Source organism: Cupriavidus basilensis (assembly GCF_029335485.1).
Taxonomy (GTDB): domain Bacteria; phylum Pseudomonadota; class Gammaproteobacteria; order Burkholderiales; family Burkholderiaceae; genus Cupriavidus; species Cupriavidus basilensis_E.
The window spans coordinates 1-23,167 of sequence record NZ_JARJLM010000699.1; the positions used below are offsets into that span (position 1 = coordinate 1).

Genomic DNA, 23,167 nt, shown 5'->3' on the forward strand with positions numbered 1-23,167 from the left:
TGGGCAGCGGCCTGCACCTGGCCGGCGAGCTGTTCCGCCGGCAGGCGGGCATTGCGCTGCTCCATGTTCCTTACAAGGGCACTACCCAGGCGCTCAACGATGTGGTCGGGGGGCAGGTCCCGATCCTGTTCGGCACGCTGCCGACGCTGGCGCCGTTCATCCGCTCCGGCGCATTGCGCGCACTTGCCGTTACCCAGGCCAGGCGCTCGCCCGCGGCGCCCGCGATTCCGTCGCTGGCGGAGCAGGGCGTGCAGGGCATCGAGGTCAGTTCCTGGTATGCCCTGCTGGCGCCGCGCGCCACGCCGCCGGCCCTGGTCGACGCGCTGCATGCCGATGTGCGCGAGGTCTTTGGCGGCAAGGCGGTCCGCCAGGAACTGGCGCGGCAGGGCATGGAGCCGGTTGCCGGCACGCCGGAGGCGCTCGCCGCGCGCATCCGCGAGGAAAGCGCCGGCTGGGCCGAACTGATCCGTTCCCGCGGCATCAAGGCGGAATAACGCGCCGGCCTTGGCCGCCGGCTTTCCGCCGTCACGGCGCCGCGTCCTCCGTCATGGGCGCTTCGGTGTCCAGCGCCTTCATGTTTTCCAGCAGCTTGAGCAGGTAGTGCAGCGTGTGGGTGATGTCGCCCGTCGAGAAGTCGGTCAGCGCCCGCTCGTAGTAATCCCGGATCTTGGGCTGGGCCAGGCGCAGCCAGACATCGCGGCCGGATTCGGTCATGGTGACCAGCCGCGAGCGCCGGTCGCGCCCGTCGGGCGTCATGCGCAGGTGGCCATCGCGCTCCATGCGGCTCACCAGTCCCGACAGATTCTGCCGGCTCACCATCAGGTAGCGAGCCAGGTCGCCCACGCTCATGCCGCCCTCCGCCTGTGGCCGCGACAACGCGCCCAGGACCGCCCACTGCTGCGTCGTCAGTCCTTCGGCCTCCACGGCTCTTGATCCCGTTTTATGCAACATGTTTGCGCATTGGTATAGGCGGAAGAACAACCTGTTTGCCATCTCCATGCGCGCTGTCGGGGCGAGATCGTCATCTAATTCGGGGTTAACCATAGCGAATTCCTGATTGGTAGCGCTTGCATTGCGTTAGCTGTCGACCTAGTATACGTCAATATATTTACATATATAGCTGCTGGCGCGAGACGCTTCAGCCGCACGATAGCACCCCTGACCATCAAGGAGAACACCATGCAAAGACTCGAAGGCAAGACGGTCATCGTGACCGGTGGCGGTGGCGGCATCGGCGGGGCGACCTGCCGGCGCTTTGCGCGCGAAGGCGCGGCCGTGGCCGTGCTGGATCTGAACCCCGCAGCGGCGGAGCAGGTGGCCGCCCTGATCCGTGAGCAAGGCGGCCGGGCCGAGGCGTTCCAGTGCGATATCACGGACCGTGCCAGCGTGGATGCGGCTGTCGCCGCCACCGCGAGCAGGATCGGTGCCGTCGACGTGCTGGTCAACAACGCCGGCTGGGACGTGTTCAAGCCGTTCACCAAGACCGAACCCGTGCAATGGGAGCGCCTGATCGCCATCAACCTGACCGGCGCGCTGCATATGCATCATGCCGTGCTGCCCGGCATGGTCGAGCGCCGGCAAGGGCGCATCGTCAATATCGCGTCCGACGCGGCGCGGGTGGGCTCGTCCGGAGAGGCGGTCTACGCCGCGTGCAAGGGCGGCCTGGTGTCGTTCTCCAAGACCATTGCCCGCGAGCACGCCCGCCATGGCATCACCGTCAACGTGGTGTGCCCGGGGCCGACCGACACGGCGCTGTTCGCGGACTACAAGCAAGGCGCCGGCAACCCGGAAAAGCTGATGGAAGCCTTCACCCGCTCGATCCCCCTGGGCCGCATCGGCCAGCCGGACGACCTGCCCGGGGCGATCGCGTTTTTCGCCAGCGATGACGCTGCCTTCATCACCGGCCAGGTGCTGAGCGTGTCGGGTGGCCTGACCATGAACGGCTGACGGTACGCGACACGCAACACGCAACACGCAACACGCAGATCACGACAACGGAGACCACCGCCATGAACTACGAAGACATCCTCTACGACGTGCGCAACGGCGCCGCATGGATCACCATCAATCGCCCGGAGAAGATGAACGCCTTCCGCGGGCGCACCTGCGACGAACTGATCCACGCGATCAATCGCGCCGGCTACGACCGGGAGATCGGCGCCATCGTGCTCGCCGGCGCGGGCGAGAAGGCCTTCTGCACCGGTGGCGACCAGTCCGCCCATGAAGGCCAGTACGACGGCCGCGGCACCATCGGCCTGCCGATGGAAGAACTGCACAACGCCATCCGCGACGTGCCCAAGCCCGTGATCGCACGCGTGCAGGGATACGCCATCGGCGGGGGCAACGTGCTGTGCACGATCTGCGATTTCACCATTGCCTCCGACAAGGCGGTGTTCGGGCAGGTCGGCCCCAAGGTCGGCTCGGTCGATCCTGGCTACGGCACGGCGTTCCTGGCGCGCGTGGTCGGCGAAAAAAAGGCGCGCGAGATCTGGTATCTGTGCCGGCGCTATCCGGCCGCGGAAGCGCTCGCCATGGGCCTGGTCAACGCGGTCGTTCCGCACGGGCAACTCGACGCCGAAGTGCAGAAGTGGTGCGACGAGATCATGGAGAAGAGCCCCACGGCGCTGGCCATCGCCAAGCGCTCCTTCAACATGGACACCGCGCACCAGAGCGGCATCGCCGGCATGGGCATGTACGCGCTGAAGCTCTACTACGACACGGAAGAGTCGCGCGAGGGCGTCAAGGCCTTCCAGGAAAAGCGCAAGCCCGAGTTCCGCAAGTACGCGAAGTAATCCGCCGTTGCCGGAACAGGCAACGCGCCCGCATGGCGCATCGCAGCGTCGCGCCATGCGGCAAGACATCCCGGAGACACCATGAACCCCTATCTCGACGAAGACCTGGTCGCGCTGGCCGGCCATGCCCGGCGCTTCGCCGCCGACCGTATCGCGCCCGGCTTCCTGGAGCGCGACCGGACCCGCGTGCTGGATCGCGCGCTGATGCGTGAAATGGGCCAGATGGGCTTCATCGCCCCCGAACTGCCCGAGCAATACGGTGGCCAGGGCATGGGCTGCCTGGCGGCCGGCGTGATCCACGAAGAGGTGGCGCGCGCCGACCTGAGTATTTCCTATATCAACCTGCTGGCTTCGCTGAACGGGCAGATCCTGGCCCATCACGCCGCGCCGGACATCGCCCGGCCCTGGCTGCAGCGGCTGACGCAGGGTGAAGCGCTGTTCGCCATTGCGCTGACCGAGCCGCGCGGCGGCTCCGACGCGGCCAGCCTGCGGCTGCGCATGGAGCGGGACGGCGGCCATTACGTGCTCAATGGCGAGAAGACATCCATTTCCGCCGCCGACCAGGCCGACGCCGCGGTGGTATTCGCGCGCTCCGGCTCCGTCGAGGCGGGCGCGCGCGGCGTGTCGGCGCTGCTGGTGCCGATGGACCTGCCCGGCATCTCCACCAATCGCTTCGATTGCCATGGGCAGCGCGCGATCGGCCGGGGCTCGATCTTCTTCGAGAACGTACGCGTACCCGTCAGCCATCTGCTCGGCAAGGAGGGCGAAGGCTTTGTGCAGGTGATGCAGGGCTTCGATTTCTCCCGCGCGCTGATCGGCCTGCAGGTGCTGGCGGTGGCCAAGGCCAGCCTGGAGGAAACCTGGGAATACGTGGCGCAGCGCCAGGCCTTCGGCAAGCCGTTGTCGGCCTTCCAGGGGGTGTCGCATCCGCTGGCCGACTACGAGACCCAGGTGAACGCCGCCCGCCTGCTGTGCCTGCAGACGCTCTGGATGAAAGACCGCAACCTGCCGCACACGGCCGAAGCGGCGATGTGCAAGTGGTGGGCGCCGAAGCTGGCCTACGACGCGGTGCACCAGTGCCTGTTGTCGTTCGGGCATGGCGGCTATGACCGTGGCCCGATGGAGCAACGCCTGCGCGACGTGCTGGGTTTCCAGATCGGCGATGGCACCGCCCAGATCATGAAGACCATCATCGCCCGTACGCAGGCGGGCCGGGAAGCGGTGCCGGCCTGACGACGCGGCGATGGCACGGCATGCCGTGCTGTCGAACAACGCATCGAACAACCCATCGAACAACCCATCGAACGACGACAAGAACGAGGAGACACGCCCATGGAATTCGACGCCGTACTGCTGCCCCCGCGGCGCGCCGCCAGTATCGCGCGGGGCCTCTGGCCCGAGCGCACCATCAACGACGCGCTCGACGATTGCGTGGCCCGATGCCCGGACCGGATCGCGCTGACCGCCGTGCAGGTCGAAAGTGGCGCCACCACGCGCCTGACGTATCGGGAGCTGGCCGGCCGGGCCGACCGCATCGCCCTCGGGCTGGCCAGGCTTGGCATAGGGGCTGGCGACGTGGTGTCCTGCCAGTTGCCGAACTGGTGGGAGTTCACCGCGCTTTACCTGGCCTGCTCGCGCCTTGGCGCGGTGCTCAACCCGCTGATGCCGATCCTGCGCGAACGCGAGCTATCGTTCATGCTCAGCCATGCGGGCAGCAAGGTGGCGGTGATTCCAGGGCGGTTTCGCGGGTTTGACCATGAGGCGATGTTCGATGGCCTGCGGGGAGGGCTGCCGGACCTGCAACACGTGGTGGTGGTCGGCGGAGATGGGGCCAATGCCTTCGCGTCCCTGCTGAGCGGTCCCGCGTGGGAAGCCGAGGCCGGCGCGCAGGACCGGCTGCTACGGCATCGGCCCGGCCCGGACGACATCACCCAGCTGATCTACACCTCCGGCACCACCGGCGAGCCCAAGGGCGTGCTGCATTCGGCCAATACCCTGATGGCCAACATCGTGGCCTACGCCGAACGCCTGCGGCTGGATGAGCGCGACGTGATCCTGATGGCATCGCCGATGGCGCACCAGACCGGCTTCATGTACGGGCTGATGATGCCGGTCATGCTTGGCGCGAGCGTGGTGCTGCAGGACATTTGGGAGCCACGCCAGGCGCTGCACCTGATCCGGGCGCACGGCGTCAGCTTCACCATGGCTTCCACGCCGTTCCTGACCGACCTGGCCAGGACGGTGGCAGGGACCGGCGAGGCGGTCCCCACCCTGCGCGCCTTCCTGTGCGCCGGCGCGCCGATACCCGGCGCCCTGGTGGAGCAGGCGCGCAGCGCGCTGGGCGCCAAGGTGGTGTCGGCCTGGGGCATGACGGAAATGGGCGCGGTCGCCACGACGCGGCTCGAAGACGACGACGAGCGTGCCGTCAATACCGATGGCTGTCCTCTGCCCGGGGTCGAAGTCCGGGTGGCCGACGCGGCCGGCACGGCGCTGCCCGAAGGGCGCACCGGCAGGCTGCTGGTGCGCTCCTGCTCGAACTTCGGCGGCTACCTGCGGCGGCCGCACCTGAACGACACCGATGCGCAGGGCTGGTTCGACACCGGCGATCTCGCCCGCATCGATGCCCGTGGCTATATCCGCATCGACGGGCGCAGCAAGGACGTCATCATCCGCGGCGGCGAGAACATTCCCGTGGTGGAGGTCGAAACCCTGCTGTATCGCCACCCGTCCATCGCGCAGGTGGCCATCGTGGCCTATCCCGACGAACGCCTTGGGGAGCGGGCCTGCGCTTTCGTCGTCACGCGGCCTGGCCAGGCGTTCGACATGGCGGCGATGGTGGCCTTCCTGAAGGCGCAGAAGCTGACCGCGCAATACATGCCGGAGCGGCTGGTCGTGCAGGAAGCGCTGCCTTCCACGCCGGCGGGCAAGATCCAGAAATTCAGGCTGCGGGAGCAACTCCGCGAAGCACTGCCTGCAAGCCGGCCGCCGGATGGCGAGCCCGGCGCACCTGCATAAGGGAGGTCCCGCGATGGAAGATAAAGAGAAAGAGAAAGAGAAAGAAAATAAGAAAGGAGAAGAAAATCAAAATCCGATCCTTGTCGAGACCGCCGGCCGCGTCGGGCTGATCCGGCTCAACCGGCCCCGGCAGATGAACGCGCTCAACGATGCGCTGATGGATGCGCTCGGCCTGGCGCTGCAAGCCTTTGACGAAGACGACGGCATCGGGGCGATCGTGGTCACGGGCAACGACAAAGCGTTCGCGGCCGGGGCCGATATCGCGGCGATGCGCGGCTGGGACTATATGGACGTCTTCAAGTCCAACTACATCACGCGCAACTGGGAGACGCTGCGCAGCGTGCGCAAGCCGGTCATCGCCGCGGTGGCCGGCTATGCGCTGGGCGGCGGCTGCGAGCTGGCCATGGCTTGCGACATCCTGATCGCGGCGGACAATGCCGTGTTCGGCCTGCCGGAGCTGAAGCTCGCCGTGATGCCCGGGGCAGGAGGCACGCAGCGCCTGCCGCGCGCCATCTCCAAGGCCAAGGCCATGGACATGTGCATGACGGCGCGCAATATGGGCGCCGCCGAGGCGGAGCGCAGCGGGCTGGTCTCGCGCGTGGTGGCCGCGGAGCGGCTGATGGACGAGGCCATGGCGGTGGCGCAGACCATCGCCGGTTTTTCGCTGCCCTCGATGATGGCGGTCAAGGAGGCGGTCAACCGTGCCTGGGAGTCTTCCCTGTCCGAGGGGATCCTGTTCGAGCGCCGGCAGCTGCATGCGCTGTTTGCCACGGCGGATCTGAAGGAGGGGATGAACGCTTTCCTTGAGCGGCGGGAGCCGGTGTTCAGGCATCGTTAGCGGCATCGAGGCCACGGCAGGCAAGCTGGCAACCGCGATCGCCAGCCTGTGCCGTTGGTGCACTGAATCACGACTTCGTTGCGTAAGCCGGCCGACAAGACGCGCGAACCGCCTTCACGCATGCTCGCAAGGCTTCGGCCTTGCTGCGCTTCGCTGCTGGGCTCCCACGCGCGATAGATCATACCGCACAGCGCCATTTTTTCCGATCCACCCGGATACGTCAGCTGGCCTTCGCCATCACAATGCGTTGTCCCTATCCGGGTGCGGATGCATCCGCCATCCTCAGTGGACAACGCGCGGCTGAATCCACCGCGCCCGGTGTTCCTCGTTTCCTTCCCAGCTTGCATCGCATTGACGTAATGGGACGATCCATTTCGCATACAGGCGAATGCGTTGACATTAGGAAGGGGCGCCGCAAGGTTTGGGAAATTTCGCAATCCTGCCGCAATCGGCAAGTGATATCTTTGACGAGATGTCTGCACAATATCCTCTCGCTCTTTCTATCTCAATGAAAGCCATGCGTCGGCGAGATCGAATCCCATGTACCGGATTGCTGGATGACACCAGATAATTCTTGGGTTTTTTCTTCGGAAACGCCGCTATCCTTACCCCGTCGAGCTTCAACACGAAAGACACGGTTCCTTTGCCAATCGGTACATGTCGCAAATCGGTACCCGTAGCAAATGGATGGAGCGCACGGTCCGGCGTACCGGCGGGAGTCGATCGATTCATCTGCGGGGCATCGGACCCATGCGGTGACCACGATGACGCGCGCCCCCTTTGCCGCCGCGCGCTGGCGGCGATGATCAAAGGCCTGCAGCACGCCTGACGGACCAGCATGGCGGTAGAGCGGGCCTTCAGATTTCCGTGCATCTCCTCTACCAGATATCGGCGGCAGGCTTCTGGGAAATCCACTGCTCCGAAGTCGGGAAGGACATACCCATCATCGCTGGTGATCGACCTCCACCCGAGGAAAGACGATTTAAAGCCTCGCCGGGCGGATGCAAAAGACACCGCTACGGCTGGCGATGGGTATGCCGGCGAACGGGTCAACGCTGTTCGCTGCCCTGGTTCCGGAGCAAACGATGGGCGCGCCACACCAATTGCACCCCGTTATCCGCATGTACTGATCGGGTGCCCCCTCCGCAAATTGTTTCGATTAGAGAGCCTGTCCAGCTGCTAGAAATTGAAGATTTCCTTGAACACAGAGAAGTATTTTTCCCGCGCGGGGCCGGAATCTCGCAAGCGTTCCGCGCAAGACACTGCCCCTCACTCCAGCCACCTTCCGGCGTCTTTCGTCCTTGCGCCTCGGTTCCGTCAGCGCTCCTGCCCGGACAACAGACGCCATATCCGCGCAGCGGGAGCGATGTCGCTGTTGTTTTCCCTTGCCGTATCGGCGGCGCCGGCGTCGGTGCCGCCCAATGCCGGCCAGGTGATGCGCGACGTCGAAAGCACCCGCCCCAGCCTGCCCGAACCAGTGGAGCTGGAGCTGGAACTACCCGGGACACGAGACCGCGCCACCGCCGAGGAGGCGGAGCAGGGGCCGCGAGTTCGGGTCAATGGCTTCCACATCGGCGGCAACCTGCTGTTCGACTCGCCCCGCTTGCTGGCACTGCTTGACGACCTGAGGGGACGCGAGCTGAGCCTCGCCGAGCTGAATGACGCCGCCGGACGCATCGGCGCCTTCTACCAGGCGCAAGGCTACGCGCTGGCGCGCGCCTACCTGCCGCGGCAGGAAGTCGAAGACGGCCAGGTGCGCATCGAGGTGCTCGAAGGGCGCTACGGGCAGATCCGGCTGCAGAACGGTTCACGCACGCTCGATGGCGTACTGCGCCAGCCGCTGGCACGGCTGGAAAGCGGCGCCGCGGTGCAAGGCGCGGAACTGGAACGCAGCCTGCTGCTGCTCAGCGACATCCCAGGCGTCGAGGCCAAGGGCACCTTGCGCCCCGGCCAGCAGGCCGGCACCACCGATCTGCTGGTCGAGACGAGCGCCGGCCCGCTTGTCAGCGGCAGCGTGGAGGCCGACAACTACGGCGACTACACCACCGGCGAATACCGCCTGAGCGGCAGTCTCGGCCTCAACAGCCCGCTGCGCCTGGGCGACCAGTTGAACCTGCGGCTGCTGGGCAGCGACCGGCACCAGCGCTACTACCGTGCGGCCTACCAATTGCCGGTCGGCCCCTGGTCCACCCGCATTGGCCTGGCCCGCTCCGAAATGCGCTACCGCCTCGGCAGGGACTTCTCGGAACTGGATGCCCACGGCCGGGCCACCATCGACAGCCTGTTCCTTGCGCAACCCCTGCTGCGTGGCCGCAGCGTCAATATCTCTGCGCTCGTGCAATACGAGAACAAGACGCTGCGCGACAACATCGGCCTCTTCGACTTTCGCGGGCGCAAGGATATCGGCCTGTGGACGGTCGGCATCAGCGGCAACAGCCAGGACCGCCTGTTCGGCGGCGGCCAGAACGGCTTCTCGCTGACCTACGGGCATGGCCGCCTGCGCATCGGCGACCCGATAGACCGATACGTGGACAGTCGCACTGCCGGCAAGGCCGGCAGCTTCGACAAGCTCAATCTCAGTGCGATGCGCCTGCAACAGGTGAGCCAACGCGTCCAGTTTTTCGCCCGGCTGAGCGCCCAGTGGGCCTCCGGCAACCTGGATAGCGCCGAGAAGATCGGCCTGGGCGGCCCCTATGGCGTGCGGGCCTATCCCATGGGCACTGCCAGAGGCAGCGGGGACGAAGGCTGGCAGGCCAGCGTGGAACTGCGCTACAGCCTGGCACCAGGCTGGCAGTTGAGTTCCTTCATCGACCGGGGGGCGGTGAAGTTCAACAAGCGCCCCTGGACCCGGGAACGCAACCACAACCACATGGCGGGCACGGGCGTCGGCGCCACCTGGTACGGCAGCGACCACCAGGTCAGCCTGACCGCCGCCTGGCCGCTCGGCAAGGGCGAAGACAACATCAAACCGGAGCGCACGCCACGCCTCTGGCTCCAGGCGACCCGGTCCTTCTGAGCATTGCCCGTTCTGCTGGGGAGTCAGCAGAGTCTTTCACACAAGAGGATTCATCATGAACAAGAGCTATGCACTAGTCTGGAACCAGGCACTGGGCTGCTGGAACGTCGCCAGCGAACTGACCCGGCGGCGCGGCAAGGCCGGCCGCGGCAAGGTAGTGATCGCCGCGGGCGTATCGCTGCTCGGCCTGCTCGGGCAGGCTCCGGCCTTTGCCCTGCCAAATGGCGCGGCGATAGTCGCCGGCGACGCCACCTTGCAGACCTCCCCCGATGGCAAGCACATGACCATCGACCAGCAGAGCAACAAGCTGATCACCAACTGGAACGAATTCAGCGTGGGCGGCAACGAACGCGTCAGCTTCCGCCAGCCCGGCAGCGCATCCATCGCCCTCAACCGCGTCATCGGCACCAACGGCAGTGACATCCAGGGCCGCATCGACGCCAACGGCAAGGTGTTCCTGGTCAACCCCAACGGCGTGGTGTTCGGCAAGTCCGCCCAGGTCAACGTCGGCGGCCTGGTGGCTTCCACCCAGAACATCACCGACAAGGATTTCCTCGGCGGCAACTACCGCTTCGCCGGCAACTCCGGCGCCGCCATCAGCAACGCCGGCACCCTGACCGCCAGCGAAGGCGGCAGCGTCGCCCTGCTCGGCGCCCAGGTCAGCAACAGCGGCGTGGTCCAGGCACGCATGGGCAGCGTCGCGCTGGGCGCGGGCAAGGACTTCAGCGTCAACTTCGACGGCAATGGCCTGCTCAACCTGCAGGTCAACAGCGGCGCGGTGGATGCCCTGGCACGGAACGGTGGCCTGCTCAAGGCCGACGGGGGCCAGGTGCTGATGACCGCCAGGAGCGCCGACAGCCTGCTCAAGACCGTGGTCAGCAACCAGGGCGTGATCGAGGCCAAGACCCTGCAGAACAAGTCCGGCAGGATCGTGCTGGATGGCGGCGGCAGCGGCATCGTGCGGGTCGCCGGCCGTCTGGACGCCAGCGCCCTCGATGGCCAGGGCAACGGTGGCGTGGTGGAAACCCGGGGCGCCCAGGTAGAAGTGCAACTGGCGACGGTGGTAGATACCCGCGCCGACAAGGGCAACACCGGCACCTGGACAATCCGCTCCAAGGATGTGAGCATCGCCAGCCTTGACGGCAACAACGGCGGCAAGACCCCGACCCTGCGGGCCGATACCCTGTCGCGAAACCTGGACAGCACCAATATCGAGTTGACCAGCAGCAGTGGCGACCTGTCCGTCAAGGCTCCGGTGTCCTGGCGCAGCGGCAACAAACTGAGCCTGACGGCCGAGCACGGCGATGTCCGCGTCGATGGCGAACTGCGCGCCAGCGGCGACAGGGCCAGCCTCGCGCTGACCGCGCAGAACGGTAGCGTCCGCCTGAACGACAACCTCGCCCTTACCGGCGCGGGCGCCGGTCTGGCGCTGAACTACGGCAAAAACGGCTACTCGCTCAAGGACGGCAAAGCGGTGACCCTCTCCGGCACCGGCGCCACCTTCCAGTCCAACGGCGAGTCTTACGCCGTGATCCAGAACCTGGCCCAACTGCGCGGCATCGACAACGGCCTGAGCGGCCGCTACGTACTGGGCAACAGGATTGCCGGCAACGGTGCCCGTTTCCGGTCGCTGGGCGACGCCGGCACCTTCAGCGGGGTGTTCGACGGCCTGGGCAATACCATCGATAACCTGTCCATCCATGGCGACGGCTTCATCGGCCTGTTCAGTGTGAACGCCGGTGACATCCGCAACCTGAATCTCGATCGTATCTCGGCCAGCGCGGCTCGCGCCACCCACTACAACGCCCAGGTCGGCACGCTGGCGGGGGTCAACCTCGGCAGCATCTTCAACGTCAAGGCCACCAATGTCCACGTTACCGGCGGCTCCATGTTGAACAGCCTTGGCGGGCTGGTGGCGATGAATCTGCAAGGGGGCAGCATCGACAAATCCTCTGCCAGCGGCAAGGTGATCGGCGACAGCAATACCTATGCCATGGGCGGGCTGGTGGCCCTTAACATGGGCAACGGCAATGGCGTGGCGAAGATCTCCAATAGCCAGGCCGATGTCGCCCTGGCCGGGCAGATGCAGAACGGCTCCAACTTCTATGGCGCGGGTGGCCTGGTCGGCGTGAACCGTAGTGCACAGATCCTCAACAGCAGCAGCAAGGGCTCGGTCGATCTGGCCGGCAACGGGCTGAACCTGGGTGGCCTGGTGGGCATCAACGACGGCGGCTCGCTGACCAATGTCGAATCCTCCGCCAGCGTTTCGGGAAAGGGTCGGGATGGCGTCCTGGGTGGCCTGGTCGGCCTTAACAACGGCGGCTCGCTGACCAACGCCTCGGCCAGCGGCAAGGTCGCCGGCGCCGGCGCGGAGGCGCTCGGCGGCCTGATCGGCAAGAACCAGCAGGGGTCTGTCACCAACGGCTCCGCCAGCGGCGATGTGAGCGATGGCAGTGGCCGTTATCTGGGCGGTCTGATCGGTCACAACCAGGGTGGGACCCATGCCAATGTCTCCGCCTCCGGCAGCGTGAGCGGTGGCAAGGGTGCCTATATTGGCGGCCTGGTCGGCCTCAACGCCAATGGCTCGTTCACTAACGCCTTGGCCAGCGGCAAGGTCACCGGCGCCGGCGCGGAGGCGATCGGCGGCCTGATCGGCAAGAACCAGCAGGGGTCTATCGCCAACGGCTCCGCCAGCGGCGATGTGCTCGATAGCAAGAGCCGTTACGTGGGCGGCCTGATCGGCCATAACCTGGGCGGGCGTCACACCAATGTCTCCGCCTCCGGCAACGTGAGCGGCGGAGCGGGCGCCCATATCGGCGGCCTGGTCGGCTTCAACGAAAGCGGCTCGCTGAACAACGCCTCGGCCAGCGGCAAGGTCACCGGCGCCGGCGCGGAGGCGATCGGCGGTCTGATCGGCAAGAACCTGGAGGGCACCCTGACCAATCTCACCGCCAAGGGCGATGTGCGCGATGAAAGCAGCGGTAACGTGGGGGGGCTGATCGGCTACAGTGGCTTCGCTACGATCAACAGGGCCGAGGCATACGGCAAGGTTACCGGCGGCACCGGTGCCAGCGTCGGCGGGCTGATCGGCTTCAGCCGCGACGGCTCGATCCATGGCGCCAGGGCTGACGGCGCGGTCACCGGCGGCATGGGCGCCAATGCCGGCGGGCTGATTGGCTACCTCGACGGAGGCAGCGTGACGGCTTCCTCGGCCAGCGGCGATGTCGCAGGAGGGGCCGGTAGCCATGTCGGTGGCCTGGTTGGCATGAACGTTGGCCAGATCAGCAACGCCTCCGCCTCCGGCCAGGTCACCAGCAAGGCTGGCCGGACCCTCGGTGGCCTGGTTGGCTGGAACAGCGGCTCCGTTAGCCAGTCGTCGGCCAGCGGCAAGATCAACCCCTTGGGCTCCGGCTATACCATCCACGGTGGCCTGATCGGCGTGAACTTCGGCAGGCAGTCGTTCAACAAGGTCGAAGGCGAAGCCGCCAAGGTACCGATGATGGGCCTTGAATTCGGCATCTAACCCGCGCCGCGCCGCGCCGGGCAAACCGGCAACCGGCCTGGCATGCCTGTGCATGCCAGGCCGGTGCGCCGTTGTCACTCTCCCGCGCTGTGACCGCTGGTACCTGGACGTCCCGGCGTGTCCGCAGCACGGCAGGTTCGCCCCTTAGACTACAAAATGAGCAACTTCAAGGTGATTTGCAATTTTCGCGGTAAAGGATGTTGCCAAGGTCTCTGGACTAGTCCATAATGCAGTCCATCGATTCGAGGGTGGAAGCAAAAACCTCAATAAAATCAATCACTTGGAGTGCATTGGGGTGCCGTATCCCAAGCCTGCGTTCCAGTGCGGTACAGCATGTCAGTCAACGCCCATGTGGCTCAGTGGTAGAGCACTCCCTTGGTAAGGGAGAGGTCGGCAGTTCGATCCTGCCCATGGGCACCACCTTCTTCAGCCGCGTCCGCGGCAATTTCCGATTATTCCGCCAGCCTGCACGAACAAGCGATTGCAAGTGCCCGGAGCCGGCTGCCTGTGCAAATTCCGGCAAGCGCCAGACCGTGCCATTGGCACCCCAGGTGCCATCCGCGACGTCGTGCACGATTACTGACGTAATCGGCATGCGGTTGTCGGCGTCCGGCAACACCAGCCGGAAAGCATCGTGAGCGAGGCGAACATAGCGGGCGCGCGCAGCCGCGTCCAGCGCCCCGGCCGGTACATGGACCATCGCCATGCAGGGCAAGACCTGCGTGGTCATACCGATCCCTCCGCACGTCCGGCATCGCGGCTCCACTTCGCCGAATCAGCAGGGCACGGTATGGGTGGACGTACGTCTGCCGCGTCCGAAAATCACCGGTGGCTTCTCGTCCGCAAGAGCTTAAAATGCGCATTCCGGCCGTTTCCAGACTGAGCAGCGAGGAGAATGGTCATACCGGCTTTCTCTATCTCGGGCATTCAATATGCGCCTCAAGGGACGATTCAATCCCCTCGCTGGACCTTTCGCCTCCGCCACCATTGCTCTGTTCCTGCTCATCGCCCCGGTGGTTACCTCTCAAGCGCACGACATCACGTTATCCGGCCGGATGGCCGCAAGTGCTCGTCCTTGGCTCGGCGAACCGGAGCGCCAGTGGTTGGCAGAGCGCAGGCCGCTCAAGGTTGGGGTCGTGTTCCCAGACTATCCGCCCTTGTCCATCCTGTATGCCGACCGCTACCAAGGCGTCACCGCGGACTATCTGACCCTGATCTTCGAGCAATCGCCTGAAGTACGGGCTTTCCCATCCCGGGCGGCGGCGCTGGCCGCCTTGCGCTCCGGGGCAATCGACTTGCTGGGTGCAGGCAGCGAAATAGAGAGCAAGGAAAACGGCCTGCTCCGCAGTGAATCCTACCTCCCGGACCGCCCTGTTCTAGTGACGTCCGGCACCAAGCCCTTCGAGCGCGAACGCCCGGGGACCGTGCTGGGTATGACCGTGGGCTATCTGCCTGAATCTGCAGTACACGAGGCCTATCCCTTAAGCAAGGTCCGATTGTTCGACAGCCCTCAACGGGCGCTGGAGGCGCTGACACTGGGGGAGATTGACGCGGTGCTAGGTGACGCGGTGTCGTCGCACTACCTGATACAGACGAACTACCTGCTGAGTCTACGCATCGAGAATTTCGCGCCGATCGAGAGCCAGGGCTTTCGGTTCCTTCTGCGCCCAGGAGATGAGCCGCTGCGGGATATCATTGACCGCGCGATACCCAGGATCTCCATGCGCTATGGGGAAGACATCCTGCGCAGCTGGAGCGCCGGGCGCCGTTTGAGGATCGAAGACGAACGCGTGAAACTGACGCCTGCGGAGCAGCGCTGGCTGGATGCCCACCCGCAGGTGCCTGTGGCGGTCAACTACTCGCTTGGCGCGCTGGGCGAGTTGGGCCCGGATCGCGGCGTGACCGGCATTGGCCACGACTACCTGGAATTGATCAGCCAGCGTAGTGGCCTGAAGTTCTCGTACGTGGGAACGAAGAATACCGTCGAATCGAAAAGGCTGATTGCCGAGGGGCACGCACTTTTGACTCCGGTCATGTCTCAGTCTGACCAGTTGGAGACGCAACTGGACATATTGCCGCCGTATCTGCGCAGTTCGACTGTATTGATGACGGCAACCCGTGGTGGCCGTGACGACGGAAGGCGTTTCGACGGACTTTCCGATCTGAATGGGAGGACCCTCGCGACGGGTGAAGGCTACTTTTTTATCGATACGATAAAACGCGACTATCCGGAGATCCATTTAAAGGTATACCCCACATTCCTTGATGCGATGCGTTCGGTTGATTCAGGACAGAACGAGGCGTACCTGAGCAGCGACTACACCGGCCGGTACTTGTCAGCGCAGTACTTCGGCAATCGTATCCAGGTCGCCGGGATCTTGCAGGACATCTCCACGCCTATTGGCGTCGGCGTCGCGAAAAACCAGCCGGAGTTGCAAAGCATCCTGGAGAAAACGCAGCTGGCGATCACGCCGCAAGAGGTCGCGGACATCGTCCACGCCTGGGAGCCGCGCTTCGCCAGGGGCGGGAGCGACTTCTGGCGCGACCACCGGGCCAGGATCCTCCAGCTAAGCGGCGCCTTCGCTGCCCTTATCTCGATTTCGCTTATCTGGGCCTTCTACCTGAGGCGCCAAGTCCGCAGGACCCGGGAAGCGGAAGAACGGGCCGAGTCCGCCAATCAAGCCAAGAGCGTCTTCCTGTCAACGATGAGCCATGAGATCCGCACGCCGCTGAACGCGATCATCGGTCTGCAGGAGCTCGCACTAATGAAGGCCAAGCAGGGAGAGGTCGATGTCCAGTCGTTGTCCATTGCCCAGGAAGCTGCGCAAGGACTTCTCCTACTGCTGGGCAACGTGCTCGACCTTTCCCGCATCGAATCCGGCAAGATCGATTCGTCCCCCGAGCCAGTGCTGGTCAAAGCTCAGATTGAAAGGATCATTCAAGTCGTTGCGGGCATGGCTCAGCAAAAGGGCCTATCGCTGGATCTCGACATTGAAGACGATCTGGCTGAATGGGTAATGATGGATCCGCTGCATTTCAAGCAGGTACTGTTCAACCTGCTGAGCAACGCAATCAAGTTCACTGCGGCGGGCGGTGTCACGATACGTGCCATGGCCGACCGGGTGCAGGAACGACTGCACCTGAAGCTCGATGTCATCGATACGGGGATCGGCATCTCCGATGACGACAAGGCGAAGTTGTTCAGACCTTTCTCGCAAGTTGGCCAGCAGGCCTCCGCGCAGACGACGGGAAGCGGGCTCGGCCTGAATATCAGCCGGCGTTTGGTCCACAAAATGGGTGGGACCATCGACCTCCGTAGTGAGCTTGGCAAAGGGTCGTGCTTTAGCGTCGAGCTGAATTTGCCTGTCTGCGAGCCCCCGGCCGCTGTCAAGGTTGAGGCGCTGCCACACCGGCAGGGCGCATCCGCTGAAGCACGTCAGCTCTCTGTACTGGTGGCGGAGGACAATCCTTTCAATCGCCAAACACTCGGCACACAGATCGAGACGATGGGTCACAAGGTTGCCATGACCGAAGACGGTCAGCAGGCCTTTGAAACATGGCTTGGCACCCACTTCGATGTCGTGATAACCGACAGGCAGATGCCGCGTCTGAGTGGTTTCGAACTGGCCCAGCGAATACGTTGGGAGGAGACTCGGAGCAAGCGCCGGCGATGCCGGATCATTGGCCTGACGGCCAGCGCCGAGGCGGAAACCGTGGAACAATGTCTGGCGGCAGGGATGGACGAAATTGTGTTCAAACCGGTCACTCTTGAAGAGCTCAAGCGCGCGCTCTCGGTCGAGAAGTCTCAAGACAGTGCCAATGACACCGCCTCGCATTGACGCGACCTGCCAGGTGCGCCGCGATCCTCGCTACCCGTGATCCAGTCTGCGAAGCGTGTGGGCGATGCGCAAGCTCGCCGGCGCCACCCCAAGGCAGTTCCGGCCGCCGCGTGCGACCGGCGGGCCGGCCGCTCGGGCGTGCTTCATTAAATCCATTTAATCATTGCGCGACAGGGCCGACAGGAGGTGTTCGCTAAGCTCGCTTCATTCATGTTGCGAGGACTCCATTCATGTCAGGGCCGTACCGCCCGGCGCTATCGCGCTGCACGCTTCGCCTCCCGGGACCGGGAATCCAGGGAGCGGCCAGGTCACCTTCGCGCCCGCGGCGTCGGCTTCCTGCGCCGATTGCGCGCCTGGCTCCGCTCCTGGTGCCCGTGCTCGCGCTGTTCTTGCTGCCGGGGTGCTCGTTCGTGCCCACCTACCAGCGGCCCGATGTGCCGATGGCCCAGTCCTGGGCTGGCGCCGCGCAAGCGCCGCTGGCCGATACCGTTCCCGTCAGGAGCGGTTGGTGGCGTGCCTACGGCGATCCGAATCTGGATACGCTGGTCGAGCGCAGCCTGAAGCACAATTTCTCGCTGGCGTCGGCGGTGGCGAGCGTGGACCAGGCGCGCGCCAATGCCGAAAGGAGTGGCGCGGCCCTGTATCCGAGCCTGTCGCTCGGCGGCAGCGTCGAGCGCGGCGGCAAGAAGAGCGGCGGTTCGAGCAGCCACGGCCAGAGCCTCTTTGCCGAGGCGAGCTACGAGATCGATTTCTGGGGCCGCAATTCGGCCAATGCGAATGCGGCGAGCCTGCTCGCGCGCGCCTCGGAATTCGATCGGGACACGGTCGCGCTGACCCTGACCGCATCGGTCACGGATACCTACTTCCAGATCCAGGGGCTGCGCCGCCGCCTTGTGCTGGCGCAAGCCATCTCCGACGCCGCCGCGCACATCCTGCAACTGCTCCTGGCCCAACGCGACGCAGGCGTCGCCACCGAACTGCAGGTGCAGCAGCAGCGCAACGCACTCGCCACGTTCCAGGCGGCAGTGCCCGTGCTGCAACAGCAGCTCGAACAAAGCACTCACCTCCTTGCGACGCTGACAGGCACGGCGCCCGAGCAGTTCGCGGCGGGCGAGGCGCCATTGAACAGCATTCCGATTCCGCAGGCGCGCCCTGATATTCCCGCCAGCCTGCTCGAGACAAGGCCCGACATCCGCTCGAAGGAGGCGGCGCTGCAATCGGCAAACTTCAGCGTCGGCGCGGCGCGCGCGGCGTTCTTTCCCAGCATCGTGCTGACGGCCGACGGCGGTTTCAGCAGTACCTCGCTGTCCCGCCTCCTGTCGAGTCCGTTCGGGACCATTGCGTCCACGCTGGCCGCTCCCATCCTCGATGGCGGCGCGTTGCGCGGCCAGTTGCATGCGAATCAGGCGGCAGTGGCAAAGGGCGTCGCCGACTATCGTCAGACGGTCGTCACGGCGTTGCAGGACGTCGAGGATGCGCTCTCGGCCGCCAGGCAGCTCCAACTCGCCGAAACGGCGGATCAGGCCGCGGCCGACGCCGCGCGCAAGGCCGTCACGCTGGCCGAAGCGCAGTACAAGCTCGGCACGGTCGATTTCCTGACCGTGCTCGACACCGAACGCACGCTCTACCAGGCCGAAGACACGCTCGCGCAGGTCCGTCTGCAACGCCTTCAGGCATCAGTCGGGCTGTTCCGCGCGTTTGGCGGAGGCGAGGGCGTGACCGATATGCCAGCCGCGCCCGCATCCCGCGACAACCCAAGCAATCCCACTCTCTCATGAAGCAGGTAGAACATATTCCGCGTGAGCCGGAGGCTCGACGTGGGCACGGATCCAGGCGCGTCGCGGGCGTTGCGCTGCTCATCGCGCTCGCCTTGCCGGTGTGGTGGTTCTGGCCCGCGCATCCCGCGCGCACGGCCGCTGCCGCTGTGCCCGTCAACGCTGGCCAGGCAAAGCGGATCGACTTTCCGATCCGCGTGGACGCGGTCGGGACGGTGCAGCCACTCAACTCGGTCGATGTGAAAGTCCGCGTCGATGGCCAGTTGCAGCGCGTGGCCTTCACCGAAGGGCAGGACGTCAGCCAGGGGCAGGTGCTGGCACAGCTCGACCAGGGGCCGCTCACGGCGCAATTGCATCAGGCCGAAGCCGCGCAGCGCAAGGACCAGGCGAGCCTGGACAATGCGCGTCTCGATCTCGCGCGCTATGCGAAGCTGGTCGGCATCGGCGCCGCCACTTCGCAGAGCGTGGATACGGCGAAGGCGCAGGTGCAAGCGTTGGCCGCCACCGTTGCAGCCGATGCCGCGACGGTGCAGAGCGACCGCCTGCAACTGGGATACACGACCCTGGCTGCGCCGTTCCGGGGACGGGTCGGCGCGCGCGAGGCGGACATCGGGGCCATCGTCCACCCGGCCGATGCGACCGGCATCGTGACCGTTACGCAGATGGAGCCGATCACCGTGCTGTTTTCCGTACCGCAAGAGCAGCTGCCGGATCTGCTGGCGAACCAGGCGAAGGCACCGCTCCCGGTGAGCGTCACCGCCCGTGCCGGCGGGGAAGCGCTCGCAAACGGCGCGCTGGTTTTCATCGACAGCCATGTCGATGCGGCCACCGGCCAGATCAAGCTGAAGGCATCGTTCACAAACCAGGATCGCAAGCTGTGGCCAGGCGAATTGGTGAACACCCATGTCCTGGTACGCACGGACAGCCAGCGCCTAGCCGTGCCGAGCCGCGCGATCGTCAATACGCAAAGCGGGCCGCAACTGTATACGGTCGCGGCGGACGGCAAGGCGCAGATGCGCGCGGTACAGACCGGCGCGAGCGTGGACGGCATGACCGAGATCCGTAGCGGCATCGCCGCCGGCGACCTCGTTGTGTTCGATGGCCAGAGCCGCCTGAATCCCGGTACGCGCGTTGCCGTCAGCATCGTCCCGGCGGCCGCCGAAGCCAGCGCGTCGCCCGCCGGGACCAGCCCTGGTATCCCGTCATGAGCCTGCAAGCGTTTTTCATCCAGAGACGGATCGCGACCAGCTTTCTCGCGATCGCGGTCCTGCTTGCCGGTGCGATGGCGTATTTCCTCCTGCCGGTGGCGCCGCTGCCCCAGGTCGATTTCCCGACCATCCAGGTGGTGGCCAAGCTGCCCGGCGCAAGCGCCGAGACGATGGCGACGTCGGTCGCAACGCCACTCGAGCGCCAGCTCTCGAACATGGCCGGGGTCACGCAGATGACCTCGTCCAGTTCACTGGGCACCACGTCGATCGCCGTCCAGTTCGAGCTCTCGCGCGATATCAACGGCGCGGCGCAGGACGTACAGACGGCGATCAACGCGGCGGGGGGAACCTTGCCGAAGAACCTGCCGAATCCGCCGACCTACCAGAAGGTGAATCCCGCCGACTTCACGCTGCTGTCGCTGGCGCTGACGTCGCCATCGCTGACGCTGACGCAGCTGGACAGCTACGCTGAAGACTACCTGGCACAGCAGATCTCCCAGATGCCCGGCGTCGGACTGGTCGATTTTCACGGGCAGCAGCGGCCCGCGGTACGGATTCGCCTCGATCCCGACAAGCTTGCCGCGCGCGGCCTCACGCTGGAGGACGTGCGTTCGATGGTTGGCGTGCAGACCGTCAACGCACCCAAGGGTGCGCTGAACGGACCGGACCGCTCGGTCGTGTTCAACGCGACGGACCAGATCACGACGGCGGATGGCTATCGCGATCTCGTTATCGCCTACAAGAACGGCGCACCGGTGCGCGTGCAGGATCTCGGCGTGGTGGTGGACGCCGCCGAGGACACCCAGCAGGCCGCATGGTTGCAGCACGAGCGCGCGATCATCCTCGATATCCACAAGCAGCCGGGCTATAACGTCGTCGAGACCATCGCCAGTATCAAGGCGAGGCTGCCGGCACTGGAAGCGACGCTGCCGGCCGCGGCCCACCTGCATGTGGTGGGCGACCGCACCCAGACCATCGACGCATCGGTGCACGACGTGCAGTTCACGCTGTTGCTCACGATCGCCCTCGTGGTGATGGTGATTTTCTCGTTCCTGCGCAATGCGTGGGCCACCTTTATTCCCAGCCTGACCATACCGCTGTCGCTGGTCGCCACCTTCGGCGTGATGTATCTGCTCGGCTACAGTCTCGACAATCTGTCGCTGATGGGGCTGACCATCGCCGTGGGCTTCGTCGTGGACGACGCGATCGTGGTGATCGAGAACGTGATGCGGCACATCGAGGAGGGCGTGCCGCGCATGCGCGCAGCCTTGCTCGGGGCTCGCGAAGTGCGCTTCACCATTATCTCGATGACCATCTCGCTGATCGCGGTGTTCATTCCCATCCTGCTGATGGGCGGCATCGTCGGGCGCCTGTTCCGCGAGTTCGCGGTCACGGTGAGCGCGGCCATCGTGATGTCGGCGCTGGTCTCGCTTACCGTCACGCCGATGCTGTGCGGCTGGCTGATCCGCGCGCCCGGCGAGGGCGGTGCGGGCCCCCGCAGGTTCGAGAAATGGCTGGAGCGGGCCTTCGTCGCCATGGAGAGGCACTATGAGCGCGGGCTTGACTGGGTACTGCGGCACCGGAAGACGATGCTCGCCGTCACGGTCGCGACCGTTCTTGCGACCGGGGCGCTCTTCGTATGGATTCCCAAGGGCTTTTTCCCGCAGGAAGATTCGGGGCTCATCATGGGCATGGCCCAGGCCGCGCCGGATATTTCGCCGCAAGCGATGGCGGCGCGGATGCAGCAGCTCGGGCGCATCGTCGAAGCCGATCCCGCCGTGGACAACGTGTACTTCTGGATCGGCCCCAACCCGACCGTGAGCCAGGGGCGGATGATGATCAACCTGAAGCCGTTTGGCCAGCGCGCCGACAGCGCCGCGCAGGTACTGAACCGTCTCAAGCCGCAGGTCGCGAAGGTCATGGGCATCTCGCTTTCGATGCAGGTCCGCCAGGATATCCAGGTGGGAGGCCGCATCAGTGCCGCGCAGTATCAATACACCTTGCAGGATCCCGATATCCAGGAACTGGATCATTGGGCGCAGGTCCTCACCAAGCGCTTTTCCGGCCTGCCGGAACTGGCCGACGTCAGCTCGGACCAGCAGGCGTCGGCAAGCAGCGCCACGCTCGTGATCGACCGCACCACGGCGTCGCGCTTCGGCATTACGGCGCAGGCGATCGACGACACGCTCTACGATGCGTTCGGCCAGCGGCAGATCGCGACGCTGTTCACGCAGTTGAACCAGTACCACGTGGTCGAGGAGATCGATCCCCGCTTCCAGCTGACCACGGACGCGCTCGCGCACCTGTATGTGCGCTCGCCGCTGACCAGCGAACTGGTCCCGCTCAATACGCTGGCGAGGATAGACAACACCGTGTCGCCGATCGCGGTCAACCATCAGGGACTGTTTCCCTCGGTCACGATCTCGTTCAACCTGGCGCAGGGCCAGTCGCTCGGTACCGCGGTAGCCGCTATCCACAAGGCGGAAGCCGAGGCGGGCAAGCCCGAGTCGCTGTCGGGCACGTTCCAGGGGACGGCGCAGGCCTTCCAGGCCTCGCTGCGCAGCGAGCCGTACCTGATTCTCGCGGCGCTTGTCGTGGTCTATCTGGTGCTCGGCATCCTCTATGAAAGCGCGATACATCCGCTGACGATCATTTCGACCTTGCCGTCGGCGGGCGTCGGCGCGCTCTGCGCGTTGATCCTGTGCGGACAGGATCTCTCGATCATGGGGATGATCGGCATCATCCTGCTGATTGGCATCGTGAAGAAGAATGCCATCATGATGATCGACTTTGCCCTGGTCGCGGAGCGCGAGCAGGGCCTGTCGCCGGTCGAGGCGATCCGGCAGGCCTGCCTGCTGCGCTTCCGGCCGATCATGATGACCACGCTCGCCGCGCTCTTCGGTGCCTTGCCGCTGGCGCTGGGCCATGGTGCCGGCGCGGAGCTGCGGGTGCCGCTGGGCATCGCGATCGTCGGTGGCCTGATCCTGTCGCAGATGCTGACGCTGTTCACCACGCCGGTGGTGCATCTTTTCTTCGACCGGCTGGCCAGGCGCATCGAGGCGAGCCGGCGGCGGCCCGCCAGCCTGGCTGCCGCGAACGACAACGGGCGCGAGGTGCGTGGTGAAAGCGCGAGCGCCTGATGCGGCAGGCTTCCAGGAGAA

General features: G+C 65.4%; 13 protein-coding genes and 1 tRNA gene. 13 read left to right on the forward strand and 1 reads right to left on the reverse strand.

The genetic code is table 11. The annotated features are described in order from the left end of the window. On the forward strand, positions 1 to 494 hold a 494-nt coding region (locus tag P3W85_RS43110; RefSeq protein WP_276269312.1), incomplete at its 5' end, for a tripartite tricarboxylate transporter substrate-binding protein. 31 nt (positions 495 to 525) lie between these two features. On the opposite strand, the gene P3W85_RS43115 is transcribed toward P3W85_RS43110, so the two are convergent. Further along, complete coding sequence (locus P3W85_RS43115; RefSeq protein WP_276269313.1) at positions 526 to 1,044, reverse strand: MarR family winged helix-turn-helix transcriptional regulator; 519 nt, start codon at positions 1,042 to 1,044, stop codon at positions 526 to 528. Between the two features lie 135 nt (positions 1,045 to 1,179). Here P3W85_RS43115 and badH point away from each other — a divergent pair, with 135 nt between their 5' ends. From badH to P3W85_RS43175, 12 genes are all read left to right on the forward strand, one after another. Next, positions 1,180 to 1,947, forward strand: coding sequence for a 2-hydroxycyclohexanecarboxyl-CoA dehydrogenase (gene badH / locus P3W85_RS43120; protein WP_276269314.1), 768 nt, complete (start codon positions 1,180 to 1,182; stop codon positions 1,945 to 1,947). Positions 1,948 to 2,009: 62 nt separating this feature from the next. Next, a complete protein-coding gene (gene badI / locus P3W85_RS43125; RefSeq protein WP_017226639.1) occupies positions 2,010 to 2,792 on the forward strand; it encodes a 2-ketocyclohexanecarboxyl-CoA hydrolase in 783 nt (260 codons plus the stop codon). An 81-nt stretch (positions 2,793 to 2,873) separates the two neighbouring features. Next, positions 2,874 to 4,025 (forward strand): cyclohexanecarboxyl-CoA dehydrogenase, encoded by a 1,152-nt coding sequence (gene aliB, locus P3W85_RS43130; protein ID WP_276269315.1) that lies wholly within the window; start codon positions 2,874 to 2,876, stop codon positions 4,023 to 4,025. Positions 4,026 to 4,124: 99 nt separating this feature from the next. Next, on the forward strand, positions 4,125 to 5,807 hold the full coding sequence (gene aliA / locus P3W85_RS43135) for a cyclohexanecarboxylate-CoA ligase (RefSeq protein ID WP_276269316.1): 1,683 nt from the start codon (positions 4,125 to 4,127) through the stop codon (positions 5,805 to 5,807). A gap of 13 nt (positions 5,808 to 5,820) precedes the next feature. Next, positions 5,821 to 6,645 carry an enoyl-CoA hydratase gene (locus P3W85_RS43140; protein WP_276269317.1) on the forward strand — a complete coding sequence of 275 codons (825 nt, stop codon included), beginning with the start codon at positions 5,821 to 5,823 and terminating at the stop codon, positions 6,643 to 6,645. Between the two features lie 1,366 nt (positions 6,646 to 8,011). Continuing rightward, positions 8,012 to 9,661, forward strand: a complete 1,650-nt coding sequence (locus tag P3W85_RS43145; RefSeq protein WP_276269318.1) for a ShlB/FhaC/HecB family hemolysin secretion/activation protein — start codon at positions 8,012 to 8,014, stop codon at positions 9,659 to 9,661. Positions 9,662 to 9,716: 55 nt separating this feature from the next. Then, entirely contained in the window at positions 9,717 to 13,184 is a 3,468-nt protein-coding gene (locus tag P3W85_RS43150) for a GLUG motif-containing protein (RefSeq protein ID WP_276269319.1), read from the forward strand. A 345-nt stretch (positions 13,185 to 13,529) separates the two neighbouring features. Beyond that, a tRNA-Thr gene (locus P3W85_RS43155) sits at positions 13,530 to 13,604 on the forward strand. A 512-nt stretch (positions 13,605 to 14,116) separates the two neighbouring features. Then, positions 14,117 to 17,023, forward strand: a complete 2,907-nt coding sequence (locus tag P3W85_RS43160; protein ID WP_276269320.1) for an ATP-binding protein — start codon at positions 14,117 to 14,119, stop codon at positions 17,021 to 17,023. A gap of 374 nt (positions 17,024 to 17,397) precedes the next feature. Next, positions 17,398 to 18,801 carry an efflux transporter outer membrane subunit gene (locus tag P3W85_RS43165; protein ID WP_276269321.1) on the forward strand — a complete coding sequence of 468 codons (1,404 nt, stop codon included), beginning with the start codon at positions 17,398 to 17,400 and terminating at the stop codon, positions 18,799 to 18,801. After that, positions 18,798 to 20,006, forward strand: a complete 1,209-nt coding sequence (locus P3W85_RS43170) for an efflux RND transporter periplasmic adaptor subunit (protein ID WP_276269322.1) — start codon at positions 18,798 to 18,800, stop codon at positions 20,004 to 20,006. Before P3W85_RS43165 ends, P3W85_RS43170 begins: the two co-directional genes overlap by 4 nt. Next, on the forward strand, positions 20,003 to 23,146 hold the full coding sequence (locus P3W85_RS43175) for an efflux RND transporter permease subunit (RefSeq protein WP_276269323.1): 3,144 nt from the start codon (positions 20,003 to 20,005) through the stop codon (positions 23,144 to 23,146). Before P3W85_RS43170 ends, P3W85_RS43175 begins: the two co-directional genes overlap by 4 nt. Positions 23,147 to 23,167 lie beyond the last annotated feature (21 nt).

Coding starts and splice junctions, on each gene's coding strand:
- P3W85_RS43115 (WP_276269313.1), bottom strand. CDS start 1,044: ATGGTTAACCCCGAATTAGATGACGATCTCGCCCCGACAGCGCGCATG.
- badH (WP_276269314.1), top strand. CDS start 1,180: ATGCAAAGACTCGAAGGCAAGACGGTCATCGTGACCGGTGGCGGTGGC.
- badI (WP_017226639.1), top strand. CDS start 2,010: ATGAACTACGAAGACATCCTCTACGACGTGCGCAACGGCGCCGCATGG.
- aliB (WP_276269315.1), top strand. CDS start 2,874: ATGAACCCCTATCTCGACGAAGACCTGGTCGCGCTGGCCGGCCATGCC.
- aliA (WP_276269316.1), top strand. CDS start 4,125: ATGGAATTCGACGCCGTACTGCTGCCCCCGCGGCGCGCCGCCAGTATC.
- P3W85_RS43140 (WP_276269317.1), top strand. CDS start 5,821: ATGGAAGATAAAGAGAAAGAGAAAGAGAAAGAAAATAAGAAAGGAGAA.
- P3W85_RS43145 (WP_276269318.1), top strand. CDS start 8,012: ATGTCGCTGTTGTTTTCCCTTGCCGTATCGGCGGCGCCGGCGTCGGTG.
- P3W85_RS43150 (WP_276269319.1), top strand. CDS start 9,717: ATGAACAAGAGCTATGCACTAGTCTGGAACCAGGCACTGGGCTGCTGG.
- P3W85_RS43160 (WP_276269320.1), top strand. CDS start 14,117: ATGCGCCTCAAGGGACGATTCAATCCCCTCGCTGGACCTTTCGCCTCC.
- P3W85_RS43170 (WP_276269322.1), top strand. CDS start 18,798: ATGAAGCAGGTAGAACATATTCCGCGTGAGCCGGAGGCTCGACGTGGG.
- P3W85_RS43175 (WP_276269323.1), top strand. CDS start 20,003: ATGAGCCTGCAAGCGTTTTTCATCCAGAGACGGATCGCGACCAGCTTT.